Origin of the sequence: Psychromicrobium silvestre (assembly GCF_013408295.1) — a bacterium.
Classification (GTDB): Bacteria; Actinomycetota; Actinomycetes; order Actinomycetales; family Micrococcaceae; genus Renibacterium; species Renibacterium silvestre.
Window position 1 is genome coordinate 895,178 of record NZ_JACBYQ010000001.1, and the last position, 25,645, is coordinate 920,822.

General features: G+C 60.2%; 24 protein-coding genes, 3 tRNA genes and 1 pseudogene. 6 read left to right on the forward strand and 22 right to left on the reverse strand.

What is annotated here, in order from left to right; translation table 11 throughout:
• Positions 1-103: 103 nt before the first annotated feature.
• From mutM to coaD, 5 genes are all read right to left on the reverse strand, one after another.
• A complete protein-coding gene (mutM, locus tag FHU41_RS04250; RefSeq protein ID WP_179388366.1) occupies positions 104-1,063 on the reverse strand; it encodes a bifunctional DNA-formamidopyrimidine glycosylase/DNA-(apurinic or apyrimidinic site) lyase in 960 nt (319 codons plus the stop codon).
• A gap of 9 nt (positions 1,064-1,072) precedes the next feature.
• The gene (gene rnc, locus FHU41_RS04255; RefSeq protein WP_179388367.1) at positions 1,073-1,780 is read right to left on the reverse strand and encodes a ribonuclease III; all 708 of its coding nucleotides are present in this window, start codon (positions 1,778-1,780) and stop codon (positions 1,073-1,075) included.
• A 38-nt stretch (positions 1,781-1,818) separates the two neighbouring features.
• Entirely contained in the window at positions 1,819-2,022 is a 204-nt protein-coding gene (gene rpmF / locus FHU41_RS04260; RefSeq protein WP_179388368.1) for a 50S ribosomal protein L32, read from the reverse strand.
• Positions 2,023-2,086: 64 nt separating this feature from the next.
• Positions 2,087-2,629, reverse strand: a complete 543-nt coding sequence (locus FHU41_RS04265; protein WP_179389124.1) for a YceD family protein — start codon at positions 2,627-2,629, stop codon at positions 2,087-2,089.
• A gap of 125 nt (positions 2,630-2,754) precedes the next feature.
• Positions 2,755-3,234: a pantetheine-phosphate adenylyltransferase gene (gene coaD, locus FHU41_RS04270; protein WP_179388369.1), complete on the reverse strand. Its 480-nt coding sequence runs from the start codon at positions 3,232-3,234 to the stop codon at positions 2,755-2,757.
• 109 nt (positions 3,235-3,343) lie between these two features.
• Here coaD and FHU41_RS04275 point away from each other — a divergent pair, with 109 nt between their 5' ends.
• Together FHU41_RS04275 and FHU41_RS04280 are read left to right on the forward strand one after the other, a co-directional pair.
• Positions 3,344-4,555 carry an aminotransferase class I/II-fold pyridoxal phosphate-dependent enzyme gene (locus tag FHU41_RS04275; protein WP_179388370.1) on the forward strand — a complete coding sequence of 404 codons (1,212 nt, stop codon included), beginning with the start codon at positions 3,344-3,346 and terminating at the stop codon, positions 4,553-4,555.
• A 26-nt stretch (positions 4,556-4,581) separates the two neighbouring features.
• A complete protein-coding gene (locus FHU41_RS04280; protein ID WP_343046240.1) occupies positions 4,582-5,322 on the forward strand; it encodes a spermidine synthase in 741 nt (246 codons plus the stop codon).
• Between the two features lie 27 nt (positions 5,323-5,349).
• On the opposite strand, the pseudogene rsmD reads toward FHU41_RS04280, so the two are convergent.
• The 4 genes and pseudogenes from rsmD to FHU41_RS04300 all read right to left on the reverse strand — a co-directional run.
• Positions 5,350-5,946: pseudogene (gene rsmD / locus FHU41_RS04285) on the reverse strand (16S rRNA (guanine(966)-N(2))-methyltransferase RsmD); the annotation flags it as partial.
• An 18-nt stretch (positions 5,947-5,964) separates the two neighbouring features.
• The gene (locus FHU41_RS04290) at positions 5,965-8,178 is read right to left on the reverse strand and encodes an ATP-dependent DNA helicase RecG (protein WP_179388372.1); all 2,214 of its coding nucleotides are present in this window, start codon (positions 8,176-8,178) and stop codon (positions 5,965-5,967) included.
• The gene (locus FHU41_RS04295) at positions 8,165-9,145 is read right to left on the reverse strand and encodes a DAK2 domain-containing protein (protein ID WP_179388373.1); all 981 of its coding nucleotides are present in this window, start codon (positions 9,143-9,145) and stop codon (positions 8,165-8,167) included. Before FHU41_RS04295 ends, FHU41_RS04290 begins: the two co-directional genes overlap by 14 nt.
• Positions 9,135-10,175 carry a thiamine-phosphate kinase gene (locus FHU41_RS04300; RefSeq protein ID WP_179388374.1) on the reverse strand — a complete coding sequence of 347 codons (1,041 nt, stop codon included), beginning with the start codon at positions 10,173-10,175 and terminating at the stop codon, positions 9,135-9,137. The genes FHU41_RS04295 and FHU41_RS04300 overlap by 11 nt, the downstream gene beginning before the upstream one ends.
• 116 nt (positions 10,176-10,291) lie before the next feature.
• Here FHU41_RS04300 and FHU41_RS04305 point away from each other — a divergent pair, with 116 nt between their 5' ends.
• Positions 10,292-10,798, forward strand: coding sequence for a DUF3515 family protein (locus FHU41_RS04305; RefSeq protein ID WP_179388375.1), 507 nt, complete (start codon positions 10,292-10,294; stop codon positions 10,796-10,798).
• A 34-nt stretch (positions 10,799-10,832) separates the two neighbouring features.
• Here the strand turns inward: FHU41_RS04305 and FHU41_RS04310 are convergent, their stop codons facing one another.
• Genes FHU41_RS04310 through leuC form a run of 6 tightly spaced genes read right to left on the reverse strand, consistent with a single transcriptional unit; the run spans position 10,833 to position 17,190 of the window.
• Positions 10,833-11,951 (reverse strand): D-alanine--D-alanine ligase family protein, encoded by a 1,119-nt coding sequence (locus FHU41_RS04310; RefSeq protein WP_343046241.1) that lies wholly within the window; start codon positions 11,949-11,951, stop codon positions 10,833-10,835.
• Positions 11,948-12,970, reverse strand: coding sequence for an NAD(P)H-dependent glycerol-3-phosphate dehydrogenase (locus FHU41_RS04315; protein ID WP_179388376.1), 1,023 nt, complete (start codon positions 12,968-12,970; stop codon positions 11,948-11,950). Before FHU41_RS04315 ends, FHU41_RS04310 begins: the two co-directional genes overlap by 4 nt.
• Positions 12,967-13,698 (reverse strand): lysophospholipid acyltransferase family protein, encoded by a 732-nt coding sequence (locus FHU41_RS04320; protein WP_246279427.1) that lies wholly within the window; start codon positions 13,696-13,698, stop codon positions 12,967-12,969. Before FHU41_RS04320 ends, FHU41_RS04315 begins: the two co-directional genes overlap by 4 nt.
• Before the next feature lie 29 nt (positions 13,699-13,727).
• The gene (gene murA, locus FHU41_RS04325) at positions 13,728-15,062 is read right to left on the reverse strand and encodes a UDP-N-acetylglucosamine 1-carboxyvinyltransferase (protein WP_179388378.1); all 1,335 of its coding nucleotides are present in this window, start codon (positions 15,060-15,062) and stop codon (positions 13,728-13,730) included.
• A gap of 58 nt (positions 15,063-15,120) precedes the next feature.
• Positions 15,121-15,732, reverse strand: coding sequence for a 3-isopropylmalate dehydratase small subunit (gene leuD / locus FHU41_RS04330; protein WP_179388379.1), 612 nt, complete (start codon positions 15,730-15,732; stop codon positions 15,121-15,123).
• Positions 15,733-15,747: 15 nt separating this feature from the next.
• A complete protein-coding gene (gene leuC / locus FHU41_RS04335; protein WP_425503274.1) occupies positions 15,748-17,190 on the reverse strand; it encodes a 3-isopropylmalate dehydratase large subunit in 1,443 nt (480 codons plus the stop codon).
• A gap of 155 nt (positions 17,191-17,345) precedes the next feature.
• Between leuC and FHU41_RS04340 the strand changes: the two genes are divergently transcribed.
• Both FHU41_RS04340 and FHU41_RS04345 read left to right on the forward strand, forming a co-directional pair.
• Complete coding sequence (locus FHU41_RS04340; RefSeq protein WP_179388380.1) at positions 17,346-18,074, forward strand: IclR family transcriptional regulator; 729 nt, start codon at positions 17,346-17,348, stop codon at positions 18,072-18,074.
• A gap of 34 nt (positions 18,075-18,108) precedes the next feature.
• Positions 18,109-18,639, forward strand: a complete 531-nt coding sequence (locus tag FHU41_RS04345; RefSeq protein ID WP_179388381.1) for a DUF1697 domain-containing protein — start codon at positions 18,109-18,111, stop codon at positions 18,637-18,639.
• A gap of 67 nt (positions 18,640-18,706) precedes the next feature.
• Here FHU41_RS04345 and FHU41_RS04350 read toward each other — a convergent pair.
• The 3 genes from FHU41_RS04350 to FHU41_RS04360 all read right to left on the reverse strand — a co-directional run bounded on the left by FHU41_RS04350 (position 18,707) and on the right by FHU41_RS04360 (position 19,126).
• Positions 18,707-18,779 (reverse strand) — tRNA-Glu (locus FHU41_RS04350).
• A 128-nt stretch (positions 18,780-18,907) separates the two neighbouring features.
• Positions 18,908-18,983: transfer RNA gene (locus tag FHU41_RS04355), tRNA-Glu, on the reverse strand.
• Positions 18,984-19,054: 71 nt separating this feature from the next.
• Positions 19,055-19,126 (reverse strand) — tRNA-Gln (locus tag FHU41_RS04360).
• Between the two features lie 283 nt (positions 19,127-19,409).
• Between FHU41_RS04360 and FHU41_RS04365 the strand changes: the two genes are divergently transcribed.
• Positions 19,410-21,362 (forward strand): hypothetical protein, encoded by a 1,953-nt coding sequence (locus FHU41_RS04365; RefSeq protein WP_179388382.1) that lies wholly within the window; start codon positions 19,410-19,412, stop codon positions 21,360-21,362.
• 9 nt (positions 21,363-21,371) lie between these two features.
• On the opposite strand, the gene FHU41_RS04370 is transcribed toward FHU41_RS04365, so the two are convergent.
• The 4 genes from FHU41_RS04370 to FHU41_RS04385 form a co-directional block, all read right to left on the reverse strand.
• The gene (locus FHU41_RS04370) at positions 21,372-22,094 is read right to left on the reverse strand and encodes an HAD-IA family hydrolase (protein ID WP_179388383.1); all 723 of its coding nucleotides are present in this window, start codon (positions 22,092-22,094) and stop codon (positions 21,372-21,374) included.
• A 9-nt stretch (positions 22,095-22,103) separates the two neighbouring features.
• A complete protein-coding gene (gene gltX / locus FHU41_RS04375; protein ID WP_179388384.1) occupies positions 22,104-23,594 on the reverse strand; it encodes a glutamate--tRNA ligase in 1,491 nt (496 codons plus the stop codon).
• Positions 23,595-23,636: 42 nt separating this feature from the next.
• Positions 23,637-24,407: a fumarylacetoacetate hydrolase family protein gene (locus tag FHU41_RS04380; RefSeq protein WP_179388385.1), complete on the reverse strand. Its 771-nt coding sequence runs from the start codon at positions 24,405-24,407 to the stop codon at positions 23,637-23,639.
• Positions 24,408-24,487: 80 nt separating this feature from the next.
• Positions 24,488-25,600: a branched-chain amino acid aminotransferase gene (locus FHU41_RS04385; RefSeq protein ID WP_179388386.1), complete on the reverse strand. Its 1,113-nt coding sequence runs from the start codon at positions 25,598-25,600 to the stop codon at positions 24,488-24,490.
• Positions 25,601-25,645 lie beyond the last annotated feature (45 nt).

The following is a 25,645-nucleotide window of genomic DNA, read 5'->3' on the forward strand; positions in this document are numbered from 1 at the left end:
GCTCAAGGTGTTCATTGCCAATAATCTACTGGCATCTGGGCCGAATCTGGCTGATATTCGGTCGAAATTGCGCTGTTCTGAGGCTTTTTCTGCTTTTCCGTGCTTACCAATGGCCATTTCGCGGCCTGGGCTGGCATCGCGGGCAGAAATAGGAGGACCGATTCATGAAGGAATCCCGCCGGATCAAGGTCAGCACGCCTTCCTCTTCGCAGCGGTAGCAGGGTTTGTCCTGCCTGCCGTAGACCCGGAGCGAGCGTTCGAAGTACCCGGAGGAACCGTTGACGTTGACATAGAGCGAGTCGAAACTGGTGCCTCCCGCCGCGAGAGCGTCCAGCATCACCCGCCGGGCATTGTCGATAAGCCGTTCCACCCCGACGGTGCGTAAGGTCTCGGTAGCCCTGGCATAGTGCAGCTTGCTGGCCCAGAGTGCTTCATCGGCGTAGATATTTCCGATCCCGGAGAGCAGCGACTGATCGAGCAGTGCCCTCTTCAAGCCGGTCTTGCGCCGTTTGAGTGCCGCTTTAAACGCCGTAAGAGAGAAGTTTGGATCAAGTGGGTCTCTCGCGATATGAGCGGCCTCGGCAGCTATCAGAGCTTCCGACGGCGTGGTCTCACCTTGGTCTCCACCAGGCAATCCGTCGCTGGTGGGCACCAAGGAGGTAACGAATAACCCGCCAAAAATGCGCTGATCCACGAAACGAAGCTCGGCCGGTCCTTCGCCGTCAAGGCTCAGTCGGACGCGCAAATGCTTTTCGTCCTGCCGCGTCGGTTCTTGCATCAGCAATTGACCGCTCATGCCCAGATGCGCCATCAGGGCAACCTCTTTTGGTTTGTCCTGATTCTGATTTTCTTGGGCATCGGTGAGTGGTAGCCAGAGAAATTTACCTCTTCGAACCACCGAGTCGATCCGAGCACCAATTAGCTGCCCGCGGAAGTCCTCGGAACCCAGCAGATGACGGCGAACGGAACGCGGGTCTAAGACCTGCACCTCGGTAATGTTCCGCCCCGTGACCCAACGCTCCAGACCGCGACGGACCACCTCAACTTCTGGCAGTTCGGGCATCGCGGGGACTCAGACCTGAATTCCGTGAATCTCGCGCCAGCTATTGGCGGCGGCATTCTGTTCGGCTTCTTTTTTGGAGTTTCCTTCACCACTGGCGTAGGACAATCGGCCGATCAGCAGGGTAGCCCGGTAGCTGCGAGCATGATCCGGGCCATCGCCAACCACCTCATAGCGGACCTGCCCCAGGTGTTGGCTGGCCGCGTACTCCTGAATGCTGGTTTTCCAGTCGGTGGCCGCCCCGAGCGCAGCGGAGTCCTTGAGCAAGGGACCCACCAAGCGTAAAACCATCTTTCTGGTCACCTCGATGCCATTGCAGAGATAACTGGCACCGATCAGTGCTTCCATGGTGTCCGCCAAGATCGATGACTTATTCTTGCCATCGGTCAGCAATTCACCCTGACCGAGCAGAATGAACTCGCCGATCCCCAGTTCCCGTCCGATCGCGGCCAAGGCTCTTGTGCTCACCACGGCCGAGCGCCGTTTAGCCAACTCACCTTCGGCCAGGTCCGGATTGTCCCGGAACAGGGCGTCGGTGACCGAGAAGCCAAGCACCGAATCCCCCAGGAACTCCAAGCGCTCGTTGGTGGGAATACCACCATTCTCATAGGCATAGGAGCGATGTGTCAGGGCAAGACGAAGCGTCCCGGTGTCGATTTCGACGCCGAGACGCTTCAAAAGCTCTTCGTGCTCCGGTACCGCTTTTCTGGAGGAAGGCATATTAGACGAGATGTTACTGCCGAAACGACAGGGACAACTTAGACGTCCGCAACCTTACGGCCCTTGTACTCCAGGAAAAGCGCGGTGCCTGCGGAGTCGGTGACCACCTTGGCCTGGTGCGGCAAGGAGTAGGTCACCCGGCCGTTTTCCACGGTCTTGACCAGGTTAGGCGCAGTGGCCTTCCACTGGGCACGGCGGGCGCGCGTATTGGCACGGGACATCTTCCGCTTGGGAACAGCCACGGCTGACTCTTTTCTCTCTTCGCGTTGTCGGGCAATCAGCCCGGCAACTCAGTGACGGCTAAAACTAGTTCTCTTGATCCTCAGCAAGTCCGCTCAAAGCAGCCCAGCGAGGGTCCAGATCTTCGTGATGGTGACCGGGTTCGTCTGCCAGCCTGATTCCGCAAACGGAACATAGACCTTGGCAGTCTTCCCGGCATACCGGTCGGAAGGGCAGCGCAGTGACTACCACATCCCGCAACAGAGGTTCGAGATCGATATGATCGTTCTCTACCAACCGCTGCTCGTCGTCCAGGCTTTCATTATCGTCTTCCTTCGCAGCACGCACCGGGGCGAGTCCTTCGAAGAAAAACATCTCCTGAATATCGACGTCGAGGTCATACGCAAGGGGATCTAGGCATCGGCTGCACTCGCCCACTACGTGGACGCTGGCAGTGCCCGAGACAAAGATTCCTTCGTGTACGGCCTCCAAGCTCAGATCCAGGTCAACTTCCGACCCTTCCTGAACACCGATCATTGCAACGCTGAGTTCCCCCGGCGCTGGTACCGTCTCTTCGAGGTTCCGCATTCCACCGGGATTGCGCGCAAAATCCTTGACCGCAATGACCAGTGCTGAACCCGGATGCGTCCGTTGGTTCGTGTTAATGGGGACTCCTGAAGAAAACATATGACCGACGTATCATCTTAGCCTGAAAGCCTCCCCGCCCTCAAACTGCGGCTTTGGTGGGCGTTTCGTCAACGACTTTGATGCTCTGCCAGTTTGCGCTGAACTGCCCTAGGAACATAATCGGCGACGTCTCCGCCCAGCATGGCCACCTCTTTGATCATGGTGGAGGAAAGGTGCAAATAGTGCGATTCTCCGGCCAGGAAAATCGTCTCCACCCCACTCAGCTGCCGATTCATGGTGGCCATCGGCACCTCGTAGTCGAAGTCCGAGGAGGAACGCAGGCCCTTGACGATGGCGCTCGCACCGCGCTGTCTGCAGTATTCCGCGAGCAAGCCCTGGCTCATAGGTTCTATCACAATGCCACGCAGCGAGGCGAAGGTCTCCCCTGCCATCTCCAGCCGCTCTTCCAAACTGAAAAGGTACTTCTTCGAGTAATTAGTGGAGACCGCCACAATTACCTCGTCGAATAGCCCGGCGGCACGCGCAATCACTTCAAGGTGCCCATTGTGAATGGGGTCAAATGATCCGGGGCACACCGCGCGACGCATAAGTCCAATCTATCCTCCCTCCCCCGCGCGAGTGCACACATAACGCCGATGTTTCAGCAAAAGTATGGGCGTTATGTGTGCACTCGCGCTTCGGGGATAGGGTGAAAGGATGAGCATGCCGTGGCAACGCACCGCCGAAGGAGCCAATCTGCTGTCCACCAACGGCCGGCTTGGTGTAACGATCTTCGAGGAAATCACCACCTTGGCTACCCGGACTGGAGCGCTCAACTTGGGTCAGGGCTTCCCGGACGAGGACGGTCCGCAGGAGATCAAGGACCGGGTCAAGGCAGCGGTCGACGGCGGTGCCAATCAGTACGCTCCCGGCAGGGGCATCCCCGAACTGCGGGAGGCTATCTCCAGCCATCAGAAGCGCTTCTACTCGCTCGCCGTCGACCCTGAACAGGAAGTGTTGGTAACCACCGGAGCCACCGAGGCAATTGCCGCCACTATCCTGGCCTTTGCCAGTGCGGGCGATGAGGTCCTGACCTTTGAGCCGTTCTACGATTCCTATGGGGCGATGATCGGGCTCTCCGGTGCCCGTCACGTCACTGCGCCGCTGAACGCGCCAGACTTTCAGGTGGATCTGGAAACCCTGGAAGCCGCTTTTTCTTCCCGAACCCGGCTGGTGCTGCTGAACAACCCGCATAATCCTTCCGGAGCGGTGTTCTCCCTCGAAGCCTTACAGAAGATCGTTGAGCTGGCCACGAAGTACGATGCGCTGATCGTTTCGGATGAGGTCTATGAGCATCTAACCTTCGATGCCCCGCACCGGCCAATAGCCACCTTGCCCGGAGCGGCGGAACGGACCATCACCATCTCCTCGGCTGGCAAAACCTTCTCCTTTACCGGCTGGAAGGTGGGCTGGGCCACCGGTCCGGCCACGCTGATCGCCGCGGTGCGTACGGTCAAGCAGTTCCTCACCTATTCTTCCGGAACACCCTTCCAGGCAGCCATCGCCTGGGGTCTGGGCCAGAACGATGAGTTCTACCAGGGCATCGCAGACTCCTTGCGGCAAAAACGTGATCTGCTTGCGAACGGCCTGCGCGAGGCAGGTTTTACCGTGCATCTGCCACAGGGCGGTTATTTCATCAATGCCGATGTGGCACCCCTGAGCTTGGCTAGCGCTCAAGAAGCTGACGCGGCCCTACTGGCTCGGCAGCTACCCGAGTTGATCGGGGTTGCCGCCATCCCGGTCTCGGTGTTCTGCCACCCTGAGGCGGCCCAGCGGAACCGGAGCCTGCTGCGTTTCGCCTTCTGCAAGAAGACCGAGGTGCTGGAGGAAGCTGCTCGCCGGCTCGGGACGCTCAAGGACGTGCTCTGAACCGCCGGCTGCTGAGTTCACTCGGTGTGCATGCCGAGATTCAGCCGGACGACTTCATTCCCGGCGCTTATGTACTCAGCATCGGCGGAGCCGAGCAATCCCATGTGAATCTGGCCGCCCCGGAACAGGTCTTTTATGAATACCTGCGCCGGATGGCTAATCTGCTCGATGTCTTTCGACCAGGCGCTGAGCCGATTAAGGTGTTGCACCTGGGTGCGGGCGCGCTGACCCTGGCTCGCTACTTAGCCGTCACTCGACCAGGCTCTGAGCAGACCGCCGTCGAATTGGAACGAGAACTACTGGATTTTGTGCTTGAGAGCCTGCCCATGCCCGCCGGTAGTGAGCTGCAGATTGAAATTGGTGACGCCCGTTGGATGTTGCCGAAGGTCGCCGATCAAGGGCCCTTTGATGCCATTGTGCTGGACATCTTTTCCGGTCCGGATGCTCCGGAGCATATCGCCTGTGCAGATTTCTACGCCGAGGCCGCCGCGTTACTCGGTCCGGAAGGTCTTTTGCTGGTCAATGTCGGGGACGAACCGGGGCTGAGCCTGCTGCGCAGTCAATGCACCGCCCTAAGTTCGGTGTTGCCAGCCACGGTGCTCTATGCAGAGAGCTCCATGTTCAGCGGTCGCTACCCGGGCAATCTGATTCTCGCTGGCTGCCTCACCGAACACTGGAATCCGCTCTGGACCGAACGGCTGCTCGCCGCCGGACCGCATCCCTGTCGAGTCCTGGAAGGCGTAGAACTCGACGATTTCCGCCTCTAGACGAAGATCGGGGATCGAGAATCGAGCTTAGAGTTCCGGAGCCGGGGGCTCGACTGGTTCGGCAAACCAGAGCTTCGTTTCACCGTAGCTACGCTCGGAGAACCTCTCGACCCCTAGCGGCCAGCAGGGCTCGGGGCTGCGCGAGGAACGTTCCACCACCACGACGGCTCCCGCGGAGAGCTTGCCACTCAGCTCCGCCAGCACGTCGGCCAGTTCCGACTCGGAAAGCGGGTAGGGCGGGTCGAGGAAGACCAGGTCCCAGGGTCCTCCCGGGCGTGCCAGGAAGGTTTCCACCTTGGAACGGTGCACCGAGACTGCTTTGCCTTTACTACCGCGCAGCTTATTGAGCAGCTCAGCATTCCGCTGACAGGCTTGAGCGGCTCGGTGATCGTTTTCCACCAATTCTGCGCTGCGGGCACCACGGCTTGCGCTTTCAATGCCGAGCGCACCAGAGCCAGCGTAGAGATCCAGCACCGCTGCGTTGCTCAGCAGGTCCATCGCCTCTAGACGGGAGAACAGGGCTTCCTTCACCCGGTCAGTGGTGGGCCTGGTTCCGGTACCTGGCACGCTGACTAGGCTGTGCCCACCGGCCAAACCTGCAATGATCCTGCTCATCGCTCTTCTCCGCTTAGCCGGTGTGTTTTAGCCTCGCTCAAGGAAAGCCTCTTTCTCCGGATTGAGTGAAAGCTCAATCGCCTCGGCCAACTCAGTATGCCTTTCCAACTCTGGGTCGTCGGCAATGATCTGAACCGCATCTGCCCTGGCTTTCTCAATGATTTGCTCATGGTCTAGGACTCTGAGCAAGCGCAATGCGGACCGACCGCCTGATTGGCTCGCACCCAGGATGTCGCCTTCACGGCGAAGCTTCAAGTCCTCATGGGAGAGCGCAAAGCCGTCCGTGGTGGACGCTACCGCGTCCAGCCTCCGTCGGCTGGGGTGTTCGGGCTCCAGCTCGGTGACCAGCAGTGCGGTACCCGGTAATCCGCCGCGACCCACCCGGCCACGTAGCTGATGCAGCTGCGAGATGCCGAATCTGTCCGCGTCCATGATCACCATCAGGGTGGCGTTGTGTACATCAACGCCCACTTCGATCACGGTCGTGGAGACCAGCATCTGCACCTCTCCGGCGGCAAAATCGGCCATGATTCTGGTCTTCTCCGCAGGATCGAGCCTGCCGTGCATGGCTTCGATTCGGCAAGAAGCCAGGGCGGGCTCGTTGCGTAGCTGTTCGAGCAGCTCGATCACCGAGGTGAGCTCCCGGTTCTCCCCGCGGTTACTCTGTTCCGGTTCGTCCCCACTGGGTGCTTCCGCACCCTCGGCCTCACCAATCCGGGGACAGACAACGTAGACCTGGTGCCCGGCATCGATCTCCTCGCGGCTGCGCTGCCAGATTCGCTGTGACCAGGCGGGATTCTCAACAAGCCCCACCACGAAGCTACTGATCGGTGCTCGCCCGGCGGGGAGCTCTCGGAGTACGGAGGTTTCTAGATCACCGAACACCGTCATCGCCACCGTGCGCGGAATGGGGGTTGCCGTCATCACCAGCAGATGCGGTGGATGTGAGGCCTTGAGCCTGAGCGCATCGCGCTGTTCCACTCCGAAGCGGTGTTGTTCGTCCACCACGATCAAACCCAAATCGAAGAATTGAACGTGATCGGAAAGCAGAGCATGGGTACCGATCACAATGCCTGCCTGCCCGGAGGCCGCAGCCAGTAGCGCTTGCTTCTTTGCCGGCGCACTCATCGTCCCGGTGAGCAGGGTGACCTGGGTGCCGCCGTCGTAGCCGCCCAACATGCCGCCTTCGGCGAGCGGTCCCAGGATATTTCGGATCGATTGATAGTGCTGAGCTGCCAGTACCTCGGTAGGAGCTAGCAGCGCCGCCTGTCCGCCGGAGTCAATCACCTGAAGCATGGCACGCAAAGCCACCAAGGTCTTACCGGAGCCCACTTCTCCCTGCAGTAGCCGGTGCATCGGGCCGGGGCCTGCCTTGCTAGCAGCAGCGAGCTCCTCCGATATTTGCACCCCGACAGCCGTCTGCCCGGCGGTGAGAGTGAAAGGCAAGGCTGCGTCGAAGGCGGCTAACAGCCCGTCCGGACTGCCGAGTCTGGCCACCGCGTGCTGAGCCATGGTCTGTGCCCGACGTCGAGCCAGGGCAGTCTGGAGCACCAGCGCTTCCTGAAAGCGAAAGCGGTCCCGGGCCTGCTGCCACTGCGCCGCATCCGCCGGGCGGTGGATCATCCGGTAGGCCGCCTCCATAGTGGCAAAGCCTTCGCGTTCGGCGATCTCTGGCGGCAGCGGGTCACTGAGCTCGGCGAGGTCGACGGCGTCCAGCAAGGCGGAGACCGCATTACCAATTTTCCAGCTGGGCAGCTTCGCGGTGGCCGGGTACACCGGAATGGGGGCGAGTGCTATCTCCCCGTCATCACCGGTGCCATCCAGCAAAACGTAATCTGGATTGGTCAAGGTGAGCGAGCGGTTGAAGAAGCCAACCTTCCCGGAGAACATCGCCCGTACCCCGGGACGCAATTCCTTCTCCGCTCGCCAGCCGTTGAAGAAGCTGATTCTGAGGGATCCGGCTCCCCCGGCGGTGTCATCAGTGATCACCACATCGGTGATGCTGCCTTTGCGTTGCCGCATCCGTCGGCTGGTCAGGCTGACCACTCGGGCAATCAGGGTGGCTTCTTCGTCGAAGGGCAGGCTATTGATCGGGGTTAGTTCGCCGCGGTTGAGGTAGCGCCGCGGAAAGTAATTGAGCAGCTCGGCCACGGTGCTCAAGCCGAGATGTTTTTCCAGACTGCTCGCGGAGGCCTTACCCAGCAATCGCTCCAGCGGCAGCGCGCCCTCAGCCGTCCGCATGGTCATGGGTTGCCGCGCGCAATTCCGCCACCGTGACGTTCATCGGCTCGCCCAGGGCACGGATCGCGGTGAGTGTCGCATCCGGCTCATCGGCGTGTACGTGTACCCGCCAGCGGTAAATTTCCTGCTCGCCCTCTTGAGCCATCGGGCTCATAATCACCGAGTTACCCAGTTCGTCCAGCTTCATTCGCAAATTCGCCGCGTCCAAAGGAGACAGCGCGATCGTGCACATCACCTCGACGCCTTCGATCACGGACATTGACTGGTGGATATGAGTTTTGTGTACGTCATAGCCCGCCAGGCCATCGAGCAAATTCGCTTGTAGCTCCTGATGCAGGATCACCGCGCGCAGATTGTCGAGGACGAGCAGCAGACCAACCCCTCCGGCATCCACCACTTGGGCTCGCTGCAGTTCACTCAATTGCTGTTCCGTGCGCACCACCCCCTCCAGGGCGGCGGCTACCGTGGCATCCAGGGCCACCGATAGCGCGTGATTGCTGTCATCACCGCCCAGTGCATCGTCGGCGGTAACCGCCCCCTCGGCAGCGGCCTCCAGAACGGAGAGCATGGTGCCCTGGATGGGATCGCTGAGCGCCGACCAGGAACGAATCTGAGCCCGGCGCAGGGCAGCGGCCAGTAACGGGGCGCTCAACCGGGTGGCACCCTGCAAGGGTTCGGCCATTGCGGCCAGGAAAACCGCTATCAGGGTCCCGGAATTTCCCCGCGCTTCCTCCATCGCTGCCTGAGCGGCGGCGCTTAGCAGCACTCCGAGGTCTGAGCTTTCGTTCTGCTGGGCCGCCCTGTTGGCTGCCCTCATGGTGAGATAGAGATTGGTCCCGGTATCACCGTCGGCCACCGGAAAGATGTTGATCGCGTTGAGCCGATCACTGTGGTTTCCGAGAGTCTCTTCGCTTTTAGCCAACCAACGCCGAAATGCGGAAGCGTTGGCGGCGATCTTAGTCTGCAAAATGATCCCATCCCACGACGTCGCTGCGCTGACCAGCAACCGTTACCGGAGCCTGCACCCCAGCGGGGTTTGTGTCGTTATCTGCTTTCGAGCGTACCGAGCCTATCACCGTGAATCCAGGTGGCAGGGCCGATCTGGGTCCGAATGTGGATAACAGGCCGTGGTCCTCTCCTCCACCGAGCACCCAATCGACGGCGTTCCGTCCGAGCAGTCGAGCCGCCGGTTCCAACGGCCTTGCTAGCTCTCGGAGGACTCCTGGGTCCAAATCAATCTGAACCTCGCTCGCCAAAGCCAGCCGCCCGGCGTCGCGAATCAGTCCGTCGGAAACGTCAAGCATTGAGGTGGCTCCGGCTCGGGCGGCGGCAGGACCTGCGAGTAAGGGTGGCCGCGGGCAACGAAAGGAATCCAGTAAAGCCAGCTGATCGGCGTTCAACGAGGAGATCGAATTCTCGCTTTCCAGCAGCGCCCAGCCCGCCCCAGCACGGCCCAGAGCCCCACAGATGGCCAGTCGATCCCCCGCCTCAGCTCCCGAACGCAGCACCGGCGCCCGTCCTTCAAGGTCACCGATCACGCTCACCGTCACCACCAGCTCCCGTCCCGAGGACAGGTCCCCGCCGACCACGGCGCACCGATCCGCACCCAGCTCCGTTATTGCGCGACTCAGTCCCTCGGTAAGGTCTCGCATCCATTCCAGCTCGGTCTGCGGCGGCATGGTCAAGCTGACCACCATGCCGGTGGCTACCGCTCCCATGGCGTTAATATCGCTCAAATTCTGGGCTGCCGCCTTCCAACCAACATCGAAGCCTGTGGAGGCGTAGCCGTTGTTCCAGTGCAGCCGAAAGTCTTGGTCTTGGACCTGGGTGTCCATCGAAATCACGGTGCGACCATCAGGGGCAGCAACCACGGCTGCATCGTCTCCGGGCCCCAGCAGTACTGAGGAGGAGTTAGCCAGGCGAGGGAAAATCTGGGCGAGCAACTCACGCTCACTCAATTGACCGACGGTGAGCCGGTCCGCGACATTTCCACTCATCCCTCCACCGTAACGCCTCGAGCTGACAGCCTGCCTTCTGAAACGCCTCCCACCGCCAAAGCTGCCGACGGGAAGGGTCAAAATAAACTGAACGCCGATCAGCTAGGCTGAAAAGTATGTTGAAAGCAGCGCCCGGACGGCTCCTCATCCTCTTCCTCGGCGTGGGAGCCCTGTTGACCGCCTGCACGCCGGCCGTAGAGGTGGCCCCGGCCAAGGACTCCGCCGATCCGGCTTGCGCACCGATGATGATCGCACTTCCGGATGCGCTGGCCGACGCGCCGCTGCGAGAAACCAGTTCCCAAGCCACCGCAGCCTGGGGAAATCCCTCCGTGGTGGTGTTGCGCTGCGGCGTCACCCCACCCCCACGCACCACGACGGATACTTGCGTCGGGGTCAATGGTGTGGACTGGGTGATGAAGCAGAAGGGCGATACCTGGACCCTGACCACCTACGGCCGTCAGCCTGCCACCGAGATTCTCTTTAGTGAGAAGAATGTGGCTTCCAGCACGATCTTGCCGCAACTAGCCGCCTCGGTGTCCAAAATCCCGCAGACTTATAAATGTGTGGGACCGGCGGAGACGCTCCCCACCGGAAGTAGCACCGGAAGCAGCACCAACAACTGAGATTCCAAGCCGAGGTTGGCGCAAAAAGCAGTCGTTAGCGCAGGCCGGTCTTCCGGCTCAGCGCCAATTGGATCAGCTCTTCGACCAACTCGGGATAACTCATCCCGCTAGCGGCCCACATCTGCGGGTACATCGACCTCGGTGTGAAGCCGGGCAAGGTGTTGATCTCGTTGATCACCACCTCCCCTTCGGGGGTGTAGAAAAAGTCCACCCTGGAGAGCCCTTCGGCGTCGATCGCCTCAAAAGCCTTGGCAGCGGCACGCCGGATCTCCTTGATGGCAGCATCCGGCAGCTCCGCCGGGCAGCTCAGCGAGGTACCCGACCCGGCCACGTACTTGGCTTCAAAATCGTAGAAACTGTGATCCCCAGAAGTAACCACCTCACCCGGGAAAGAGGTCCGGGTTGGCGCCCCGTCCCTTCCCTGGAGTACGGCGCACTCCACTTCCCGCCCCGAGACCGCGGCCTCCACAATCACCTTAGGGTCATACTCGCGGGCGAATTCAATGGCTGCTTCGAGTTGCTCGGGGCCGTCAACCTTGCTGATCCCCATTGATGATCCGGCCCGGGCGGGCTTGACGAAAACCGGCCAACCCAGCTCCTCCACGCGAGCCAGCACGGCGGAACGGGAACGCCGCCACTCGTTTTCTCGGATCACCTGATAGGGGTACACACGAAGTCCGGCGGAGGAGAAGATGATCTTCATGTACTCCTTATCCATGCCCACGGCAGAGGCCAGCACCCCGGAACCCACATAGCGGATATCGGCTAGCTCCAGCAGTCCTTGCACGGTGCCATCTTCGCCGAAGGGTCCATGCAGTAGCGGGAAGACCACATCGACCTCACCCAATAACTGAGGTATCTCCCCGGGAGCGCTGCTCACGAGTTCGGTACCGGCACCATTGCTATGCAAGGCCACAGCCTGCGCTGCAGGATCTACCTCGGGGAGACTATCGGCGGTAATCTGCCAGCGTTCCGTTTCCTGGCCGGCCAGCACCCACTGGCCGTTCTTGCTGATCCCGACCGGGACGACGTCGTACTTCTGCCGGTCAATCGCACCCATCACGCCCACGGCAGTGACGCAGCTGACCGCGTGCTCGCTGGAGCGACCGCCAAAGAGCACAGCGATCCGCGGTTTATGCGTTTTTTCGGTCACGCAGATTCCCCTTCTGATTTAAGTTCTCGGGACAATAACCGTGGCCCCAATTCGTCGACGTCGAGTTTGCCAGCCAGCACGGCAACCACTGCCTCGGTAATCGGCATCTCAACGCCCAGTTTCTTGGCGAGATCGTAGACGGCGCGGCCGGATTTGATCCCCTCAGCGGTCTGCGTCATCCTGGCGTTGACCTCATCGAGGCTCAGCCCTTGGCCGAGCAAACGGCCGGCGCTGTGATTTCGACTCAAAGGTGAGGAACAGGTTGCCACCAGATCGCCCAGCCCGGCAAGTCCGGCCATGGTATCCGATTCGCCGCCGAGGGCGAGTGCCAGCCGGGTGGTCTCGGCAAGACCGCGGGTGATCACCGATGCCTTGGTGTTATCGCCCATTTCCCTGCCCTCACAAATGCCGACGGCTAAGGCGATCACGTTTTTTACAATGCCGCCGATCTCCACCCCGACCACATCGGTATTGGTGTAGGGGCGAAAATAGCTGGCGGTGCAGAGCGAGGCGACCCAGTGGGCCACCGATTCGTCGGTGCAGGCGATGACTGAGGCCGTTGGTTCGCAACGCGCGATCTCCATGGCCAGATTTGGTCCGGAGACCACCACGATCCGCTCGGCAGGCAGCCCGAGTCCTTCGGCGATTACCTCGCTCATCCTGGCGTCGGTGCCCAGTTCCAAGCCCTTCATCAGGGAGACCACGACGGCGTCCGGTGCTAAATGTTCCCGCCAGGCGGCCAGTTGCGGGCGAAGGGACTGCGCGGGTACCGCTAGAACCACAAGGGCGGCTCCGCTCAGTACGCTTTCGACGTCGGTGCTCGCCAGGATGTTGTGTGGCAGGTCAATGCCGGGCAGATAGTTCGGATTCCGATGGTCCCGATTGATCTGTGCTACCACCTCTGCTCGCCGTCCCCAGAGCTCAACGCTCAGTTCCGGCTGAGCATCCGCCAGGATTTTCGCGAAAGTTGTACCCCAGCTCCCCGCGCCCAGAACCGCTAGCTTGCTCCCGCCGCTCATTCGTTCATCCCGGAGTCTTTGTCTATCTGCCTGCCACGGGAGGTCTGATTGTGCACACTCGGATCCCAGCGTTCGCCGGGTGGCTGTTCGCCCCGCAATCCTGCCAGCAAGAGCGTAATCTCGACCAGAATCTTCTCCGTGACGGCGTCCAGAAGCTGCTTATCTTGGGGCTTATCGCGGAATTCGTCGAGATCCACCGGATCACCGACGATCATCCGAACCTTCTTTCGAGGAAACAATTTCACCATTTTGGCGTAGCGAGGAAAGACTTCCTGGGCACCCCAATGTGCCACCGGGATAACCGGTGCACCGGTCTGCAGAGCCAGCCTGGCGGCTCCGGTGTGCCCCTTCATTGGCCACAGATCAGGGTCCCTGGTCAGGGTGCCCTCCGGATAAATCACAATGGCGCCCCGTTGGTCTAGGACCTCCTGAGCCACTTCGAGTGAGCGTCGGGCGGTTGGCCCGGCCCGGTCCACCGGGATCTGTAAGGAACCGGCCAGCACCTTCCCCACCACCGGAATCTTAAAAAGTGAGGCTTTGGTCAAAAAGTGCGGTGGAAGGCCATTGCTGTAAAGCATCTGCCCCACCAGAATCGGATCGATTTCGGTGCAGTGATTGGGGCAGATAATGAAACCGGTATCCCGGGGCAGCTTCTCCAGCTGGAGCCATTCCTTGCCGAGCATGATGTTCATCAAGGGCCGCAAGGTATCGGCCAGAATATGAAACATCACCCTCATGCTAAGGGGTTGCGATTCGGTCATCGCCTGGCCACTCCCGCGCTAACATCGACATCGGCACCGAGTGCGGCCAGCTTCTCGGTGAACCGTTCGTAGCCCCGATTAATCACATCGATCCCGGTCACCCGCGAGGTTCCGGTGGCCGCCAGCGCGGCGATCAGATGGCTGAATCCGCCACGCAGATCGGGCACGTCAATATCGGCACCGCGCAGCGGCGCGGGACCGGAAATCACGGCCGAATGCCGAAAGTTGCGCTGCCCGAAGCGGCAGGGCGTGCTTCCCAGGCACTCCCGATGCAGCTGAATATTAGCCCCCATCCGGACCAGCGCCTTGGTGAAGCCAAAGCGGTTCTCGTAGACCGTCTCGTGCACAATGGACACCCCCTCGGCCTGGCTCAGGGCTACTACCAGGGGCTGCTGCCAGTCGGTCATAAAGCCGGGGTGTACGTCGGTTTCCAACACCAGCGGATTGAGCTTACCGCCGGGGTGATAAAAGCGGATGCCGTCCTCTTCGATGTCCATTCCGCCGCCTACCTTGCGGAAGGTATTGATAAAGGTCATCAGGTCGCGCTGAGCGGCGCCCTCGACAAAGATGTCGCCGCGGGTGACCAGGGCGGCGGAGGCCCAGGAGGCGGTTTCGTTGCGATCAGGCAGAGCCCGGTGCAGGTAGCCGCTCAGGTTCTTCACGCCTTCGATCCGGATGGTCCGCTCGGATTGGACGTTAATAATCGCGCCCATCTTTTGCAGCACAGCAATCAAGTCAATGATTTCGGGTTCGACGGCGGCCCCGATAAGTTCGGTGATGCCCTCGGCTTTGGTGGCGGAGAGGAGTACCTGCTCGGTGGCTCCCACACTGGGATAGGGCAGCGAGATCTTGGCGCCTTGTAGCCCCTTCGGGGCGGAGATATGGATGCCTCCGGGCCGCTTCTCCACCACGGCGCCGAACTGCCGCAGCACATTGAGGTGGAAATCAATCGGCCGGTCGCCGATCTTGCAGCCGCCCAGATCCGGGATAAATGCCTCCCCGATGGCGTGTATCAGCGGGCCGCACAGCAGAATGGGAATTCTGGAGTCCCCCGCATGGGCGTCAATCTCGGTGCTTGAGGCGGTGGTGGCGTTTTGCGGGTCCAAGGTCAGGTCCCCATTAATCGGGTCCTTAAGCACGGAGACACCGTGTAGTTGAAGCAACGAGGTGACTACTTCAACGTCCTTAATTTCGGGAACATTGCGCAGCACCGAGGGGGAATCCCCCAGCAGCGCGGCCACCATGGCCTTGGGGACCAGATTTTTCGCCCCCCGTACCGAAATTCGCCCGGATAAAGGCACGCCGCCACGAACTGTCAGTACGCTACTCATCGATCCAGCATAGTTTCTTCTGCCGCTCAGATCGAATATTCCTGCCCGTGCGGAGCGGCTAAAGTTCCTGCTCCAGTTTCACCGGCAGGGTACGGGGCTTCCACGACGGACGCTGAGCCTCGTACTCGGAGATTTTCTCCTCATGCACCATGGTCAAAGCGATATCATCCAAGCCTTCTAATAGCCGCCAGCGGATGTAATCGTCAATCTCGAAGCGAGCTACCACCACCCCGCAACTCACGGTTTTGCTGAGCAGATCAACGCTTACCTCGGTGCCCGGTGCGTTCTCCAGGACCTTCCAGATCAGCTCAATATCGGCCTGGTCAACTTGAGCTGTGAGCAGGCCCTGCTTACCGGAGTTTCCGCGGAAGATATCCCCAAATCTGGAGGAGAGCACCGCTTTGAAGCCATAGTCCCGCAGTGCCCAGACCGCGTGTTCCCGGGAGGAACCGGTGCCAAAGTCCGGGCCGGCCACCAGTACACTGCCGTGTTTGAAGGGTTCCTGATTGAGGATGAAGTCCTCGTTCTTGCGCCAGGAGGCGAAGAGCGCATCATCAAAGCCGGTTTTGGTGATGCGTTTGAGGAAGACCGCGGGGATGATCTGATCGGTGTCCACATCAGATTCCCGTAAAGGGACGCCGATTCCGGTGTGCGTACTGAACTTTTCCATTGTCTCTCTCCTGGCCTAGGCCGCGTTCGCCGTCGTCAGCGGGGGTAGATCCGAAGGCGAGCTGAGGGTGCCTCGGATTGCGGTGGCAGCGGCGACCACCGGAGAAACCAGGTGGGTGCGGCCACCTTTGCCCTGCCGCCCTTCGAAATTACGGTTTGAGGTGGAGGCGCAGCGCTCCCCCGGCTGCAATTGGTCCGGGTTCATTCCCAGACACATCGAACAGCCCGCAAAACGCCACTCGGCGCCAAATTCCTTGAAGACCTTGTCCAAGCCCTCGGCCTCGGCCTCCAAGCGCACCCGTGCCGATCCGGGAACTACCAGCATCCTAATCTCCGGGTCCTTCTGCCGTCCCTTGATAACCTCGGCAGCGGCCCGCAGATCTTCGATCCTGGAGTTAGTGCAGGAGCCCAGAAAGACGGTGTCCACTCGGATGTCCTTCATCCGGGTGTGTGCCTCGAGTCCCATGTAGCTCAGTGCTCGTTCGCAGGCTGCTTTGGCGTTCTCATCCGCAAAGTCCTCGGGGGCTGGAACGCTCTCGTTCAAGGACACTCCCTGGCCGGGATTGGTGCCCCAGGTGACAAAGGGTTCCAGGGTATTCGCGTCCAGGAAGACTTCCGCGTCGAAGTTCGCATCGGCTTCGGTGTGCAGGGACTTCCAGTATTTGACCGCGGCATCCCAATCTTCGCCCTCTGGCGCGTGCGGGCGGCCCTTGAGGTATTCGAAAGTGGTCTCATCCGGGGCGATCATGCCCGCTCGGGCCCCGGCTTCAATGGACATATTGCAGATGGTCATTCGGGCGTCCATCGACAGCTCGCGGATCGCTGAGCCCCGATATTCCAGCACATAACCTTGGCCACCGCCGGTGCCGATCTTGGCGATAACCGCCAAAATAATGTCTTTGGAACTCACACCCGGTCGCAGGGTGCCCTCGACGTTAATGGCCATCGTCTTAAAGGGTTTGAGCGGCAGGGTCTGAGTGGCCATCACATGTTCCACCTCGGAGGTGCCAATGCCAAAGGCCAGGGCACCAAAAGCGCCGTGAGTAGAGGTGTGTGAATCGCCACAGACCACGGTCATCCCGGGCTGGGTCAAGCCCAGTTGCGGGCCCACGATATGCACAATGCCCTGTTCCGCATCGCCGAGCGAATGTAGCCGAACGCCGAATTCTTGGCAGTTCTTGCGCAGGGTCTCGATCTGGGTCCGGCTGGTTGGATCCGCAATGGGCTTATCGATGTCCAGGGTGGGGGTGTTGTGATCCTCGGTGGCAATGGTCAGATCCACCCGGCGCAGTGGTCGGCCAGCCAGCCGCAATCCCTCGAAAGCCTGGGGGGAGGTCACCTCGTGCAGCAGGTGCAGGTCAATGAAGAGCAGGTCTGGCTCGTTGTCCTGTCCCTTGCGTACCAAGTGGTCTGCCCAGACCTTCTCTGCCAGGGTCTTGGGAATGTTGCTGCTCACGATCCGCTCCTGTGCTGGATGCCTTTGTGCTGGAGGTGCTCCAGCCACCGATGGTTCTAGCCATCTACTTACTTCTTTTCATCTACTCTGACAGCGGTACTGGTAACGCGCCAGCACTTCGATGTGCATCTCATATAATGAGACGCTAATATCGCTATATGGACAATTCTCATGGTGTCAGCGGCGTCGGTGTCATCGATAAAGCAGCCCAGGTGCTTGACGCACTGGAGGCTGGACCTACCACCCTGGCGCAGCTCGTGGCCGCCACCGGCCTGGCTCGGCCCACCGTGCACCGGCTGGCTCAGGCCTTGGCTCACCACCGCTTAGTGAGTCGCGATGTGCATGGTCGTTTTGTTCTGGGCGGACGCCTCGTTGAACTGGCTTCCGCGGCGGGCGAGGACCGGCTCATTGCGGCCGCCGGGCCTGTCTTGCTCCAGCTACGCGACGCCACCGGGGAATCCGCCCAGATCTTTCGCCGACAGGGCGAATGGCGGGTCTGTGTGGCTTCGGCCGAGCGTCCTATCGGGCTACGAGACACCATCCCGGTAGGCACCAAGCTGAGCATGAAGGCCGGCTCCGCGGCGCAGATTTTGCTGGCCTGGGAGGATCACGAGAGGCTGCTGGATGGTCTACAAAACGCGAGATTTACCCCCACCGTGCTGGCCGGCGTCCGACGGCGAGGCTGGGCTCAGAGCCTCGGCGAACGAGAGATGGGGGTCGCCTCGGTTTCGGCCCCGGTACGCGGCCCCTCCGGGCGAGTGATCGCCGCGGTATCGATCTCCGGTCCCATCGAGCGACTGACCCGACAGCCCGGTAGGCTGCACGCCGAGGTTGTCGGGGCTGCCGCCCGCGCGCTCACCGAAGCACTCAAAAAGGCGAGCGAATAAGCCAGCCTTACGCCGAACAACGTAGGCTTTTCCCATGGAAAACTTCGCGATTCTTTTGCGCGGCGTAAATGTTGGCGGGATCAATATCAAGATGGCCGATCTCAGAGAGTGCCTGGCGACGCTCCCGGTGCAGAAGGTCAAGACCCTTTTGGCTAGCGGCAATGTGGTACTAGCCTCCGAGCTCCCCGCGGTCGAGCTCAAAAACCGGATTGAGGAGGCGCTCAGGAAGCGCTTCGATTATCAGGCTTGGGTGGTGGTTCTGACCGTGAAAAGGATCGCCGAGCTGATCGAGGCTTGCCCCTACTCCCCTGACTCTGCCGAGCAGCACAGTTACGTCACCCTCTCCTCCGAGCCAGCCGCCGTCGCCCGTTTATTGGAAGAGGGACGGGAACTGGAGGGCCAGCTCGCCGCGCTTGGTCCCGAGGCGGTGGCCTGGTTGGCTCCGGTGGGCGGAACCTTGGAGTCGCCGATCAGCAAGCTCACCGCGAAGGCGGTCTACAAATCAACTACCACGACCAGAAATCTGCGCACCCTGATCAAGATTCGGGACGCCGCGGCAAGCTGAAAGGCGCGGGGCATCAGCTACCAACATACAAGAAGGAGCCCCGGCCAAAGACCGGGACTCCTGAACGTGACCCCAACGGGATTTGAACCCGTGTTACCGCCGTGAGAGGGCGACGTACTAGGCCGCTATACGATGGGGCCGAACGCATCGATTATGCCATAACGCAACAGAGCCAGCCAAACCGAAGCCTCGCCGGAAGCCTGGATGGAAAGCTCCAGAAAAAACAAAAATGGTCTCCCAAAACCTGAGTTTCGGAAGACCATTTCCTTGGTGACCCCAACGGGATTTGAACCCGTGTTACCGCCGTGAGAGGGCGACGTACTAGGCCGCTATACGATGGGGCCGCGGCTTGCCACCGAAATCCACTCCGAAATCAAGTCTCAACCTTGACCGCTACGAGGGGCTTCCGTTAGCGCTGGGATACCAGGACTCGAACCTAGAATGACGGTACCAGAAACCGTTGTGTTGCCAATTACACCATATCCCAATGGCTCTTGCGTGGCCTTTTCCCGGTTGTCATAGACTCCCGAGACGGCCCAAGCGCCGGGATATAACTTTACCCGAGAATCCCCCACCGACAAAACCGAGCCTGCGCCGGCTTCTCCTCAGAAGAACGTAAAGCACGGAAAAAATACCTCAAACTTTTGAACAAAATAACCACGCGAGCCTTGACAGCTAGAGGTTACTCTGCGGTAGGTTACTGTTTGGTAACAACGAAATGTAATCCGGGTCACACTGAAACCATCCGTTCTCCCGATTGGAAACTTCTCGTGTCAACTAGCAGGGTCGCTAGACCTACACCGAATCCACGTAGGCATAACATCGTCATCGCCATTCTCGGACTGCTCGTTCTGGGCTTGCTGATCATGTTCGCGGTCATCACAGCACAGGCTGCCGACGGCGGCCATCAACTGGCCGACGGCACCCAGAAACTCAGGAACAAGGTGGTCAATCAGTTGGCTCCGGGGGTAGACAAGGCACAGGTCGGTGCCCAACAGCTTGCCGACGGCGCCGTGCAGCTCTCCGGTGCACTCACCCCGAGCAGCAGTGGCAAGGACCCACAGAATTTGGCCGACGGAGCCGGTCAGATCGCCAGTGGCGCAGGGCAGCTAAATGCCGGGGCGCAGAAGTTACATGACGGGATTAACGGGCAGCTTGCCCCCGGAGCTCAGCAGCTCAGTGATGGAGCGAGCAAACTTAATGCTGGTGCAGGGCTGCTCGACGCGGGTGCTGTCAAGCTCAACGGGGCTATCAGTAACCAGGTGGTACCCGGCGCACAGCAAATTAGCGATGGTGCCGGCCAGCTTGCAACTGCACTCAACGGAGAGTTTCTAGATGGCGTGAAGAAACTCAAAGACGGCTCCGCGACGATTGCAAGCCGGGTAAAGGTCTACCTAGAGCCGGGGCTGATTGAACTCAATCAGGGCGTTACAGGAAAAATTAAACCTGCAGTTACTCAACTCACCACTGGCGCGGCGCAGGTAGCTGCCGGTAGCGCCTCATTGGCCGCTGGAACACAGCAAGCAGCAGCTTTGATTGCTCCGGTCAAGACAAATTCCACAACGTGTCCCACCGTTCCGGTGACTTCCGTTGACCCTAATTCGACCCTTGCGGACGGTGTAAACAATCTGGCTGGTGTTCACAGCCAAGGTAATGCTGACTACACCAAAGCCTGCGGACTTGCCCAGCTACAAGAAGGTCTCCAGGCTCTTCTCGCAGCGGTCAAGGGGCCTGTAGGGGCGCTTCCTTCTGCGGTACTGCTCTCGCAAATACAGCAACTAGCTGATGGGGCAACCCTCGCCGACCAGGGAGGACAAGCACTCAAAAGCGCGGTAAGTGGTCCCAGCACTCCGAGTCGTCCGAGCCTGGTTGACGGATCCAAGCGAATTGCAGCTGGTGCCCAGCAACTAGCTGCTGGGAGCAAGACTCTCTCCAATGGTCAAGCCCAGTTCGCGGCCGGTTTAAGCGATCCGAATCCGCACGCAGGCTTGTATTCAGGTGTCGCCGCATTGCTCGATGGCATGTCTCATGATCCTGTCAATCATGCCGATCCTGGCTTAAGCCCAGGAACCCAATCCCTTGCCGATGGGAGTGCAGAACTTCTCAGTGCAATGTACGAAGACCCGCATCACCCCGGTGAAGACGGATTATCCCCGGGATCACAAAAGCTTGCAGCTGGTGCGAGCAAGCTGCTCAATGGTCTCACCAACCCTGATCCAGAGAACGGCCTGCTCGCCGGTTCCAGCAAGGTCGCTGACGGAACTACCCAACTACACGATGGTAGCCAGCAATTGGCAGACGGTGCCGCCAAACTCCTCGACGGCGTGAAAAATCCGAATAGCGGCCTTCTTGCTGGTTCGGCCAAGCTGGCGGATGGAACAAAACAGCTCGATACCGGAAGCCAGAAAATGAAGGCCGGTTTTGTCACCCTGGATCAGAAGCTGAATAGCACCGACCCGGCTGCCCCCGGCGTGGTACTCGGCACCAAATTGCTCTCGGATGGCATGGTGCAGATCAAGGATGGAATGCACAATCCAGATCCGGAGAATGGTTTGCTAGCCGGTTCGCAAAAGCTCAACGACGGCGCACACGAGCTTCAAACCAAGGTAACCAATGTCAGTCCCGCCGGAACAGTTGGACTGATCGGCATTATCGTCTGCGCCTTGATCCTGCTCGGTTGCATCCTCTCCATCGTGCTACGAAGACGAGGATTGATTTCCTAAGCTGACAACCTAGAGGAACTCAGGCAGCTCTGCCAGGGTGCTCGTTTGCGGCCCATCCCAGCGCTGACCGTCGACACTCTCGGCGGCTAAGCCCTCCCGGTTGAGCCAGAGCGCCGGTAGACCTGCCTGAGTTGCCCCTAGCGCATCAACTAGCAGATTGTCGCCGACATAAAGGGTCTGGGACACAGAGAAACCCAGCTGCCGAACCCCCTCCTGGAAGATCCTAGGATCGGGTTTGGGCACGCCTACAGTATCTGTTCCGACCAAAACCGAGATCCGGGACAGCCCGGCGATATCCAGTTTGCGTCGTTGGTAGGACTCAACGTTATTGCTCACCGCACCGTAGCGAATACCGGACGCATCCAGCGCATCCAAAACCGGTAAAACATCCGGGTACGGCTGCCAATGCCGCTGTGCTTCACTTTCGTAAGCCGCGTTCCAGCCCTCCACCTGAGCGTCGGGCAATCCCCCACCCACGCTGGCGAACGCCAGCCGAGCCCGAGCCACTCGCTGCCCCACGAATTCCAGTTCACCACGTAGGAAGGCGTCATAGTAGCCCTCCGGATCGGCCTGGAATCCCCAGCACAAACGATCCCACTCCTGCTCGCTGAGTTCGGGCACGAATTCCGCACTCGATGCCCTGACAGCACGCGCCATGGCAGTGCCCAGGTCAACTAGGGTGTCATCAATATCGAAGAGCACGGCACGAATTTGAGCATCCAGGGGAATCACCGGAACAACTCAGCGATCGCGAAAGCTACGGATGCGAGCCAAGGAGGATTCCTTGCCCAGGATGACCATGGATTCGAACAGTGGCGGAGAGATCCGGCGACCGGAAATCGCGGTCCGCACCGGCCCGAATGCAAGCCGCGGCTTCACACCCAAACCATCCACCAGCGCAGTACGCAAGGCAAGCTGAATAGCCTCAGCGGTCCACTCGGAAAGAGGTTCGACGGCGGCAATCGCCGCGTCCAATACCTCACCCAAGTTTTCCGGCAGGCCCTTGAGCGCATCCTCGGCGGGAGCAACGTCGTCGTCGGCAACGAAAAGGAACCGGAGCATCTCCGGAGCCTCGCCCAGCAACTGAACTCGTTCCTGAATCAGTGGGGCGGCCTCGCTCAGGATCTCTTCCTGACGCGCGGTCAGCTCAGCGCCGACTAAGCCAGCGGTCTGCAGGTAAGGCACTAGCCGAGCACGGAAGTCCGCGGGTGCGAGCAAGCGGATGTGGGTGCCGTTAATAGCCTCCGCCTTCTTCACATCGAAGCGCGCCGGATTGCCCAATACATCGCTAACGTCGAAAGCCTTGACCATTTCCTCGACCGTGAAGATATCTTCATCGGCGGAAAGGCTCCAGCCCAAAAGCGCCAAATAGTTCAGCAGCCCCTCTTTTATGAATCCCCAGTCCCGCAAACGGAACAAGCTGGATTCCGGATCCCGCTTCGAGAGTTTCTTATTGCCCTGACCCATGACGTAGGGCAGGTGGCCGAACTCTGGCAGGTATTTGGCCACCCCGATGGCATGCAGAGCACGGTACAGCGCAATCTGCCGAGGTGTGGAGGACAAGATGTCCTCTCCACGCAGCACATGGGTAATGCCCATCAGGGCATCATCCAGCGGGTTGACCAAGGTGTACAGCGGGGCACCATTCGGCCGCACCACCGCGAAGTCGGGCACCGATCCAGCCTTGAAGGTGATCTCACCCCGGACCAGATCATTAAAGGTGATGTCCTCATCGGGCATTCTCAGGCGCAAGGCGGGCTGACGGCCCTCGGCTTTGAACGCCGCAATCTGTTCCTCACTGAGGTCCCGGTCAAAGCCGTCGTAACCCAGTTTCGGATCGCGACCGGCAGCCTTGTGTCGAGCCTCGATTTCCTCCGGAGTGGAATAGGACTCGTAGATGAAATTGCCTTCGCGGAGTTTCGCAATCACATCCTGGTAGATCTCGCTGCGCTGTGACTGCCGGTAGGGCGCATGCGGTCCCCCGGTTTCCACACCCTCATCCCAGTCAATTCCCATCCAGTTCAGGGCTTCCAGCAACTGCTGGTAGCTCTCCTCGCTGTCCCGAGCCGCATCGGTGTCCTCGATCCGGAACACCAACTTGCCGCCGGTATGCCGGGCATAAGCCCAGTTAAAGAGCGCGGTGCGGATCAAGCCGACGTGCGGTGTACCGGTAGGCGAAGGGCAGAACCGTACCCGGACGGGCGTCGAGGAATCAACAGAAGGTATCGTCATGGTTTTCCGAATCTATGGTGTTCGTATCGAATAGTCGGCGAGTTAGCGTCGCACAATCGGGTTAGAGAGCGTGCCAATGCCTTCGATCTCTACCTCGTAGCGGTCGCCTTCGGTGACCAGCCCGACTCCTGCCGGGGTTCCGGTCAGGATCACGTCGCCTGGGAGCAGCGTAAAGGCTTGCGAAACGTAGGAGACCAAAGCCTTTACGCCCCAAATCATTTGCGAGGTTCGTCCGTCTTGGACCAGCTTGCCGTTCAGCCGCCCCTGCACGCCGAGGTCTTCGACGTCGAGCTCGGTTTCAATCCACGGACCCAAGGGGGCAGAACCATCAAAGCCCTTTGCCCTGGCCCATTGGTTGTCGGTGCGTTGCGCATCGCGCGCGGTCAGATCGTTGGCACAGGTGTAGCCAAAGATCACCTCGTCCACCCGCTCCTCTGGAACGTCCTTGCAGATCCGGCCGATCACCACTGCGAGCTCCGCCTCGTAGGAAACCTCATCGGAGAACTCCGGCAAGGCAATGGGATCACCCGGCCCTATCACCGAGGTGTTCGGCTTAAGGAACATCAGCGGGCTGGCAGGAACCTCATTTCCGAGCTCTTTGGCGTGCTCGGCATAGTTGCGACCAATTCCCACCACCTTGGATCGGGGAATGATTGGGGCAAGCAGCCTGACATCATCGAGGGGATGGCTCTGACCGGTGAATTCAACACCGTTGAAGAACGGATCCCCTTTAATGACTCGGACGTTCTCGGCGGCGTCATCTACTACGCCATAGAGGGGTTCGGCATCCACAACAAATCGGGCTATACGCATAGAACAACTATTTCACGATTTCAGGGCAGACGTTGTCCGAGCAAGACGGCGACAGGACCCACGGCGGGTAAAGGAACCGCTCAGACCAAGCGGCGCAACCAGCCGTGCTTGTCCGCCACGGTACCGGTCTGAATGCCGAGCAGCTCCTCACGGATGCTCATGGTCACTTCCCCGGCCTTGGCATCTGCCGAGCCGATCTCCTCGTTCTCATCCATCAGTCGCCCAATCGGCGTGATCACCGCGGCGGTCCCACAGGCGAAGACCTCAGCAATCTCCCCGGAAGCCACCCCGGAACGCCATTCATCCAAGGTCACGGTACGCTCTTGCACGTTGAGACCACGATCGCGGCCCAACTGAAGTACCGAGGAACGCGTGACGCCTTCCAGGATGCTGCCGGAGAGCGCCGGAGTGACTAGCGATCCGTCCTTGAAGACGAAGAACACGTTCATCCCGCCCAGTTCCTCAACGGCGTTATCGTTTTCCTGGTCGAGGAACAGCACCTGCTTGCAGCCGTGGGCTTCTGCCTCAAGCTGCGGCAAGAGCGAGGCTGCATAGTTCCCGCCACATTTCGCCGCCCCGGTACCGCCTCGCCCAGCGCGAGCGTAGGTACGGGAGATCCAGATCGAAACCGGCTTAAGCTCTCCACCGAAATAGTTACCGGCCGGGGAGGCAATGACTCGGAACGAAACCTCTCGAGCCGCGCGCACCCCCAGAAAAGCCTCGGTAGCGATCATAAAGGGACGCAGGTACAGGCTTTCCCCATCGCCCGAGGGGACCCATTGCTGATCGGTTTGAACCAGATTGGTGATGGCATCAAGGAACACCTGCTCGGGCAATTCCGGCAACGCCAAGCGTCGAGCGGAACGGTTCAACCTAGCCGCATTAGCGTCCGGACGGAAGGTCCACACCGAGCCGTCGGCGTGCCGATAAGCCTTCAGACCCTCGAAGATCTCCTGCCCATAGTGCAGCACGCAAGCGGCCGGGTCCAGAGCGATCGGACCATAAGGCTCAATCCGCGCATCGTACCAACCACCTTCACCCTGCTGGTCAACCTTGTAGTCAACAATGGCGGTGTGGTCCGTGAAGTGATCGCCAAATCCAGGATTCGCCAGGATTGCTTCGCGCTCCGTAGCGCTTTTCGGGGTTTCGCTCAATCGCTGATCGAAAACCAATTCACTCGACACTTGAGTCATCGTTGTCCTCCAAGGATGCGGTGTTGCCCCCGGCGGAGCGGGGTT

Excerpts from the sequence above, each read along its gene's own strand:
- FHU41_RS04340 (WP_179388380.1), top strand. The coding sequence starts at position 17,346 with ATGGACAATTCTCATGGTGTCAGCGGCGTCGGTGTCATCGATAAAGCA.
- FHU41_RS04380 (WP_179388385.1), bottom strand. The coding sequence starts at position 24,407 with ATGCGTATAGCCCGATTTGTTGTGGATGCCGAACCCCTCTATGGCGTA.
- FHU41_RS04305 (WP_179388375.1), top strand. The coding sequence starts at position 10,292 with ATGTTGAAAGCAGCGCCCGGACGGCTCCTCATCCTCTTCCTCGGCGTG.
- coaD (WP_179388369.1), bottom strand. The coding sequence starts at position 3,234 with ATGCGTCGCGCGGTGTGCCCCGGATCATTTGACCCCATTCACAATGGG.
- gltX (WP_179388384.1), bottom strand. The coding sequence starts at position 23,594 with ATGACGATACCTTCTGTTGATTCCTCGACGCCCGTCCGGGTACGGTTC.
- leuD (WP_179388379.1), bottom strand. The coding sequence starts at position 15,732 with ATGGAAAAGTTCAGTACGCACACCGGAATCGGCGTCCCTTTACGGGAA.
- FHU41_RS04385 (WP_179388386.1), bottom strand. The coding sequence starts at position 25,600 with ATGACTCAAGTGTCGAGTGAATTGGTTTTCGATCAGCGATTGAGCGAA.
- FHU41_RS04320 (WP_246279427.1), bottom strand. The coding sequence starts at position 13,698 with ATGTTTCATATTCTGGCCGATACCTTGCGGCCCTTGATGAACATCATG.
- FHU41_RS04275 (WP_179388370.1), top strand. The coding sequence starts at position 3,344 with ATGAGCATGCCGTGGCAACGCACCGCCGAAGGAGCCAATCTGCTGTCC.
- FHU41_RS04345 (WP_179388381.1), top strand. The coding sequence starts at position 18,109 with ATGGAAAACTTCGCGATTCTTTTGCGCGGCGTAAATGTTGGCGGGATC.
- mutM (WP_179388366.1), bottom strand. The coding sequence starts at position 1,063 with ATGCCCGAACTGCCAGAAGTTGAGGTGGTCCGTCGCGGTCTGGAGCGT.
- FHU41_RS04315 (WP_179388376.1), bottom strand. The coding sequence starts at position 12,970 with ATGAGCGGCGGGAGCAAGCTAGCGGTTCTGGGCGCGGGGAGCTGGGGT.
- murA (WP_179388378.1), bottom strand. The coding sequence starts at position 15,062 with ATGAGTAGCGTACTGACAGTTCGTGGCGGCGTGCCTTTATCCGGGCGA.
- rnc (WP_179388367.1), bottom strand. The coding sequence starts at position 1,780 with ATGCCTTCCTCCAGAAAAGCGGTACCGGAGCACGAAGAGCTTTTGAAG.
- FHU41_RS04300 (WP_179388374.1), bottom strand. The coding sequence starts at position 10,175 with ATGAGTGGAAATGTCGCGGACCGGCTCACCGTCGGTCAATTGAGTGAG.
- FHU41_RS04290 (WP_179388372.1), bottom strand. The coding sequence starts at position 8,178 with ATGCGGACGGCTGAGGGCGCGCTGCCGCTGGAGCGATTGCTGGGTAAG.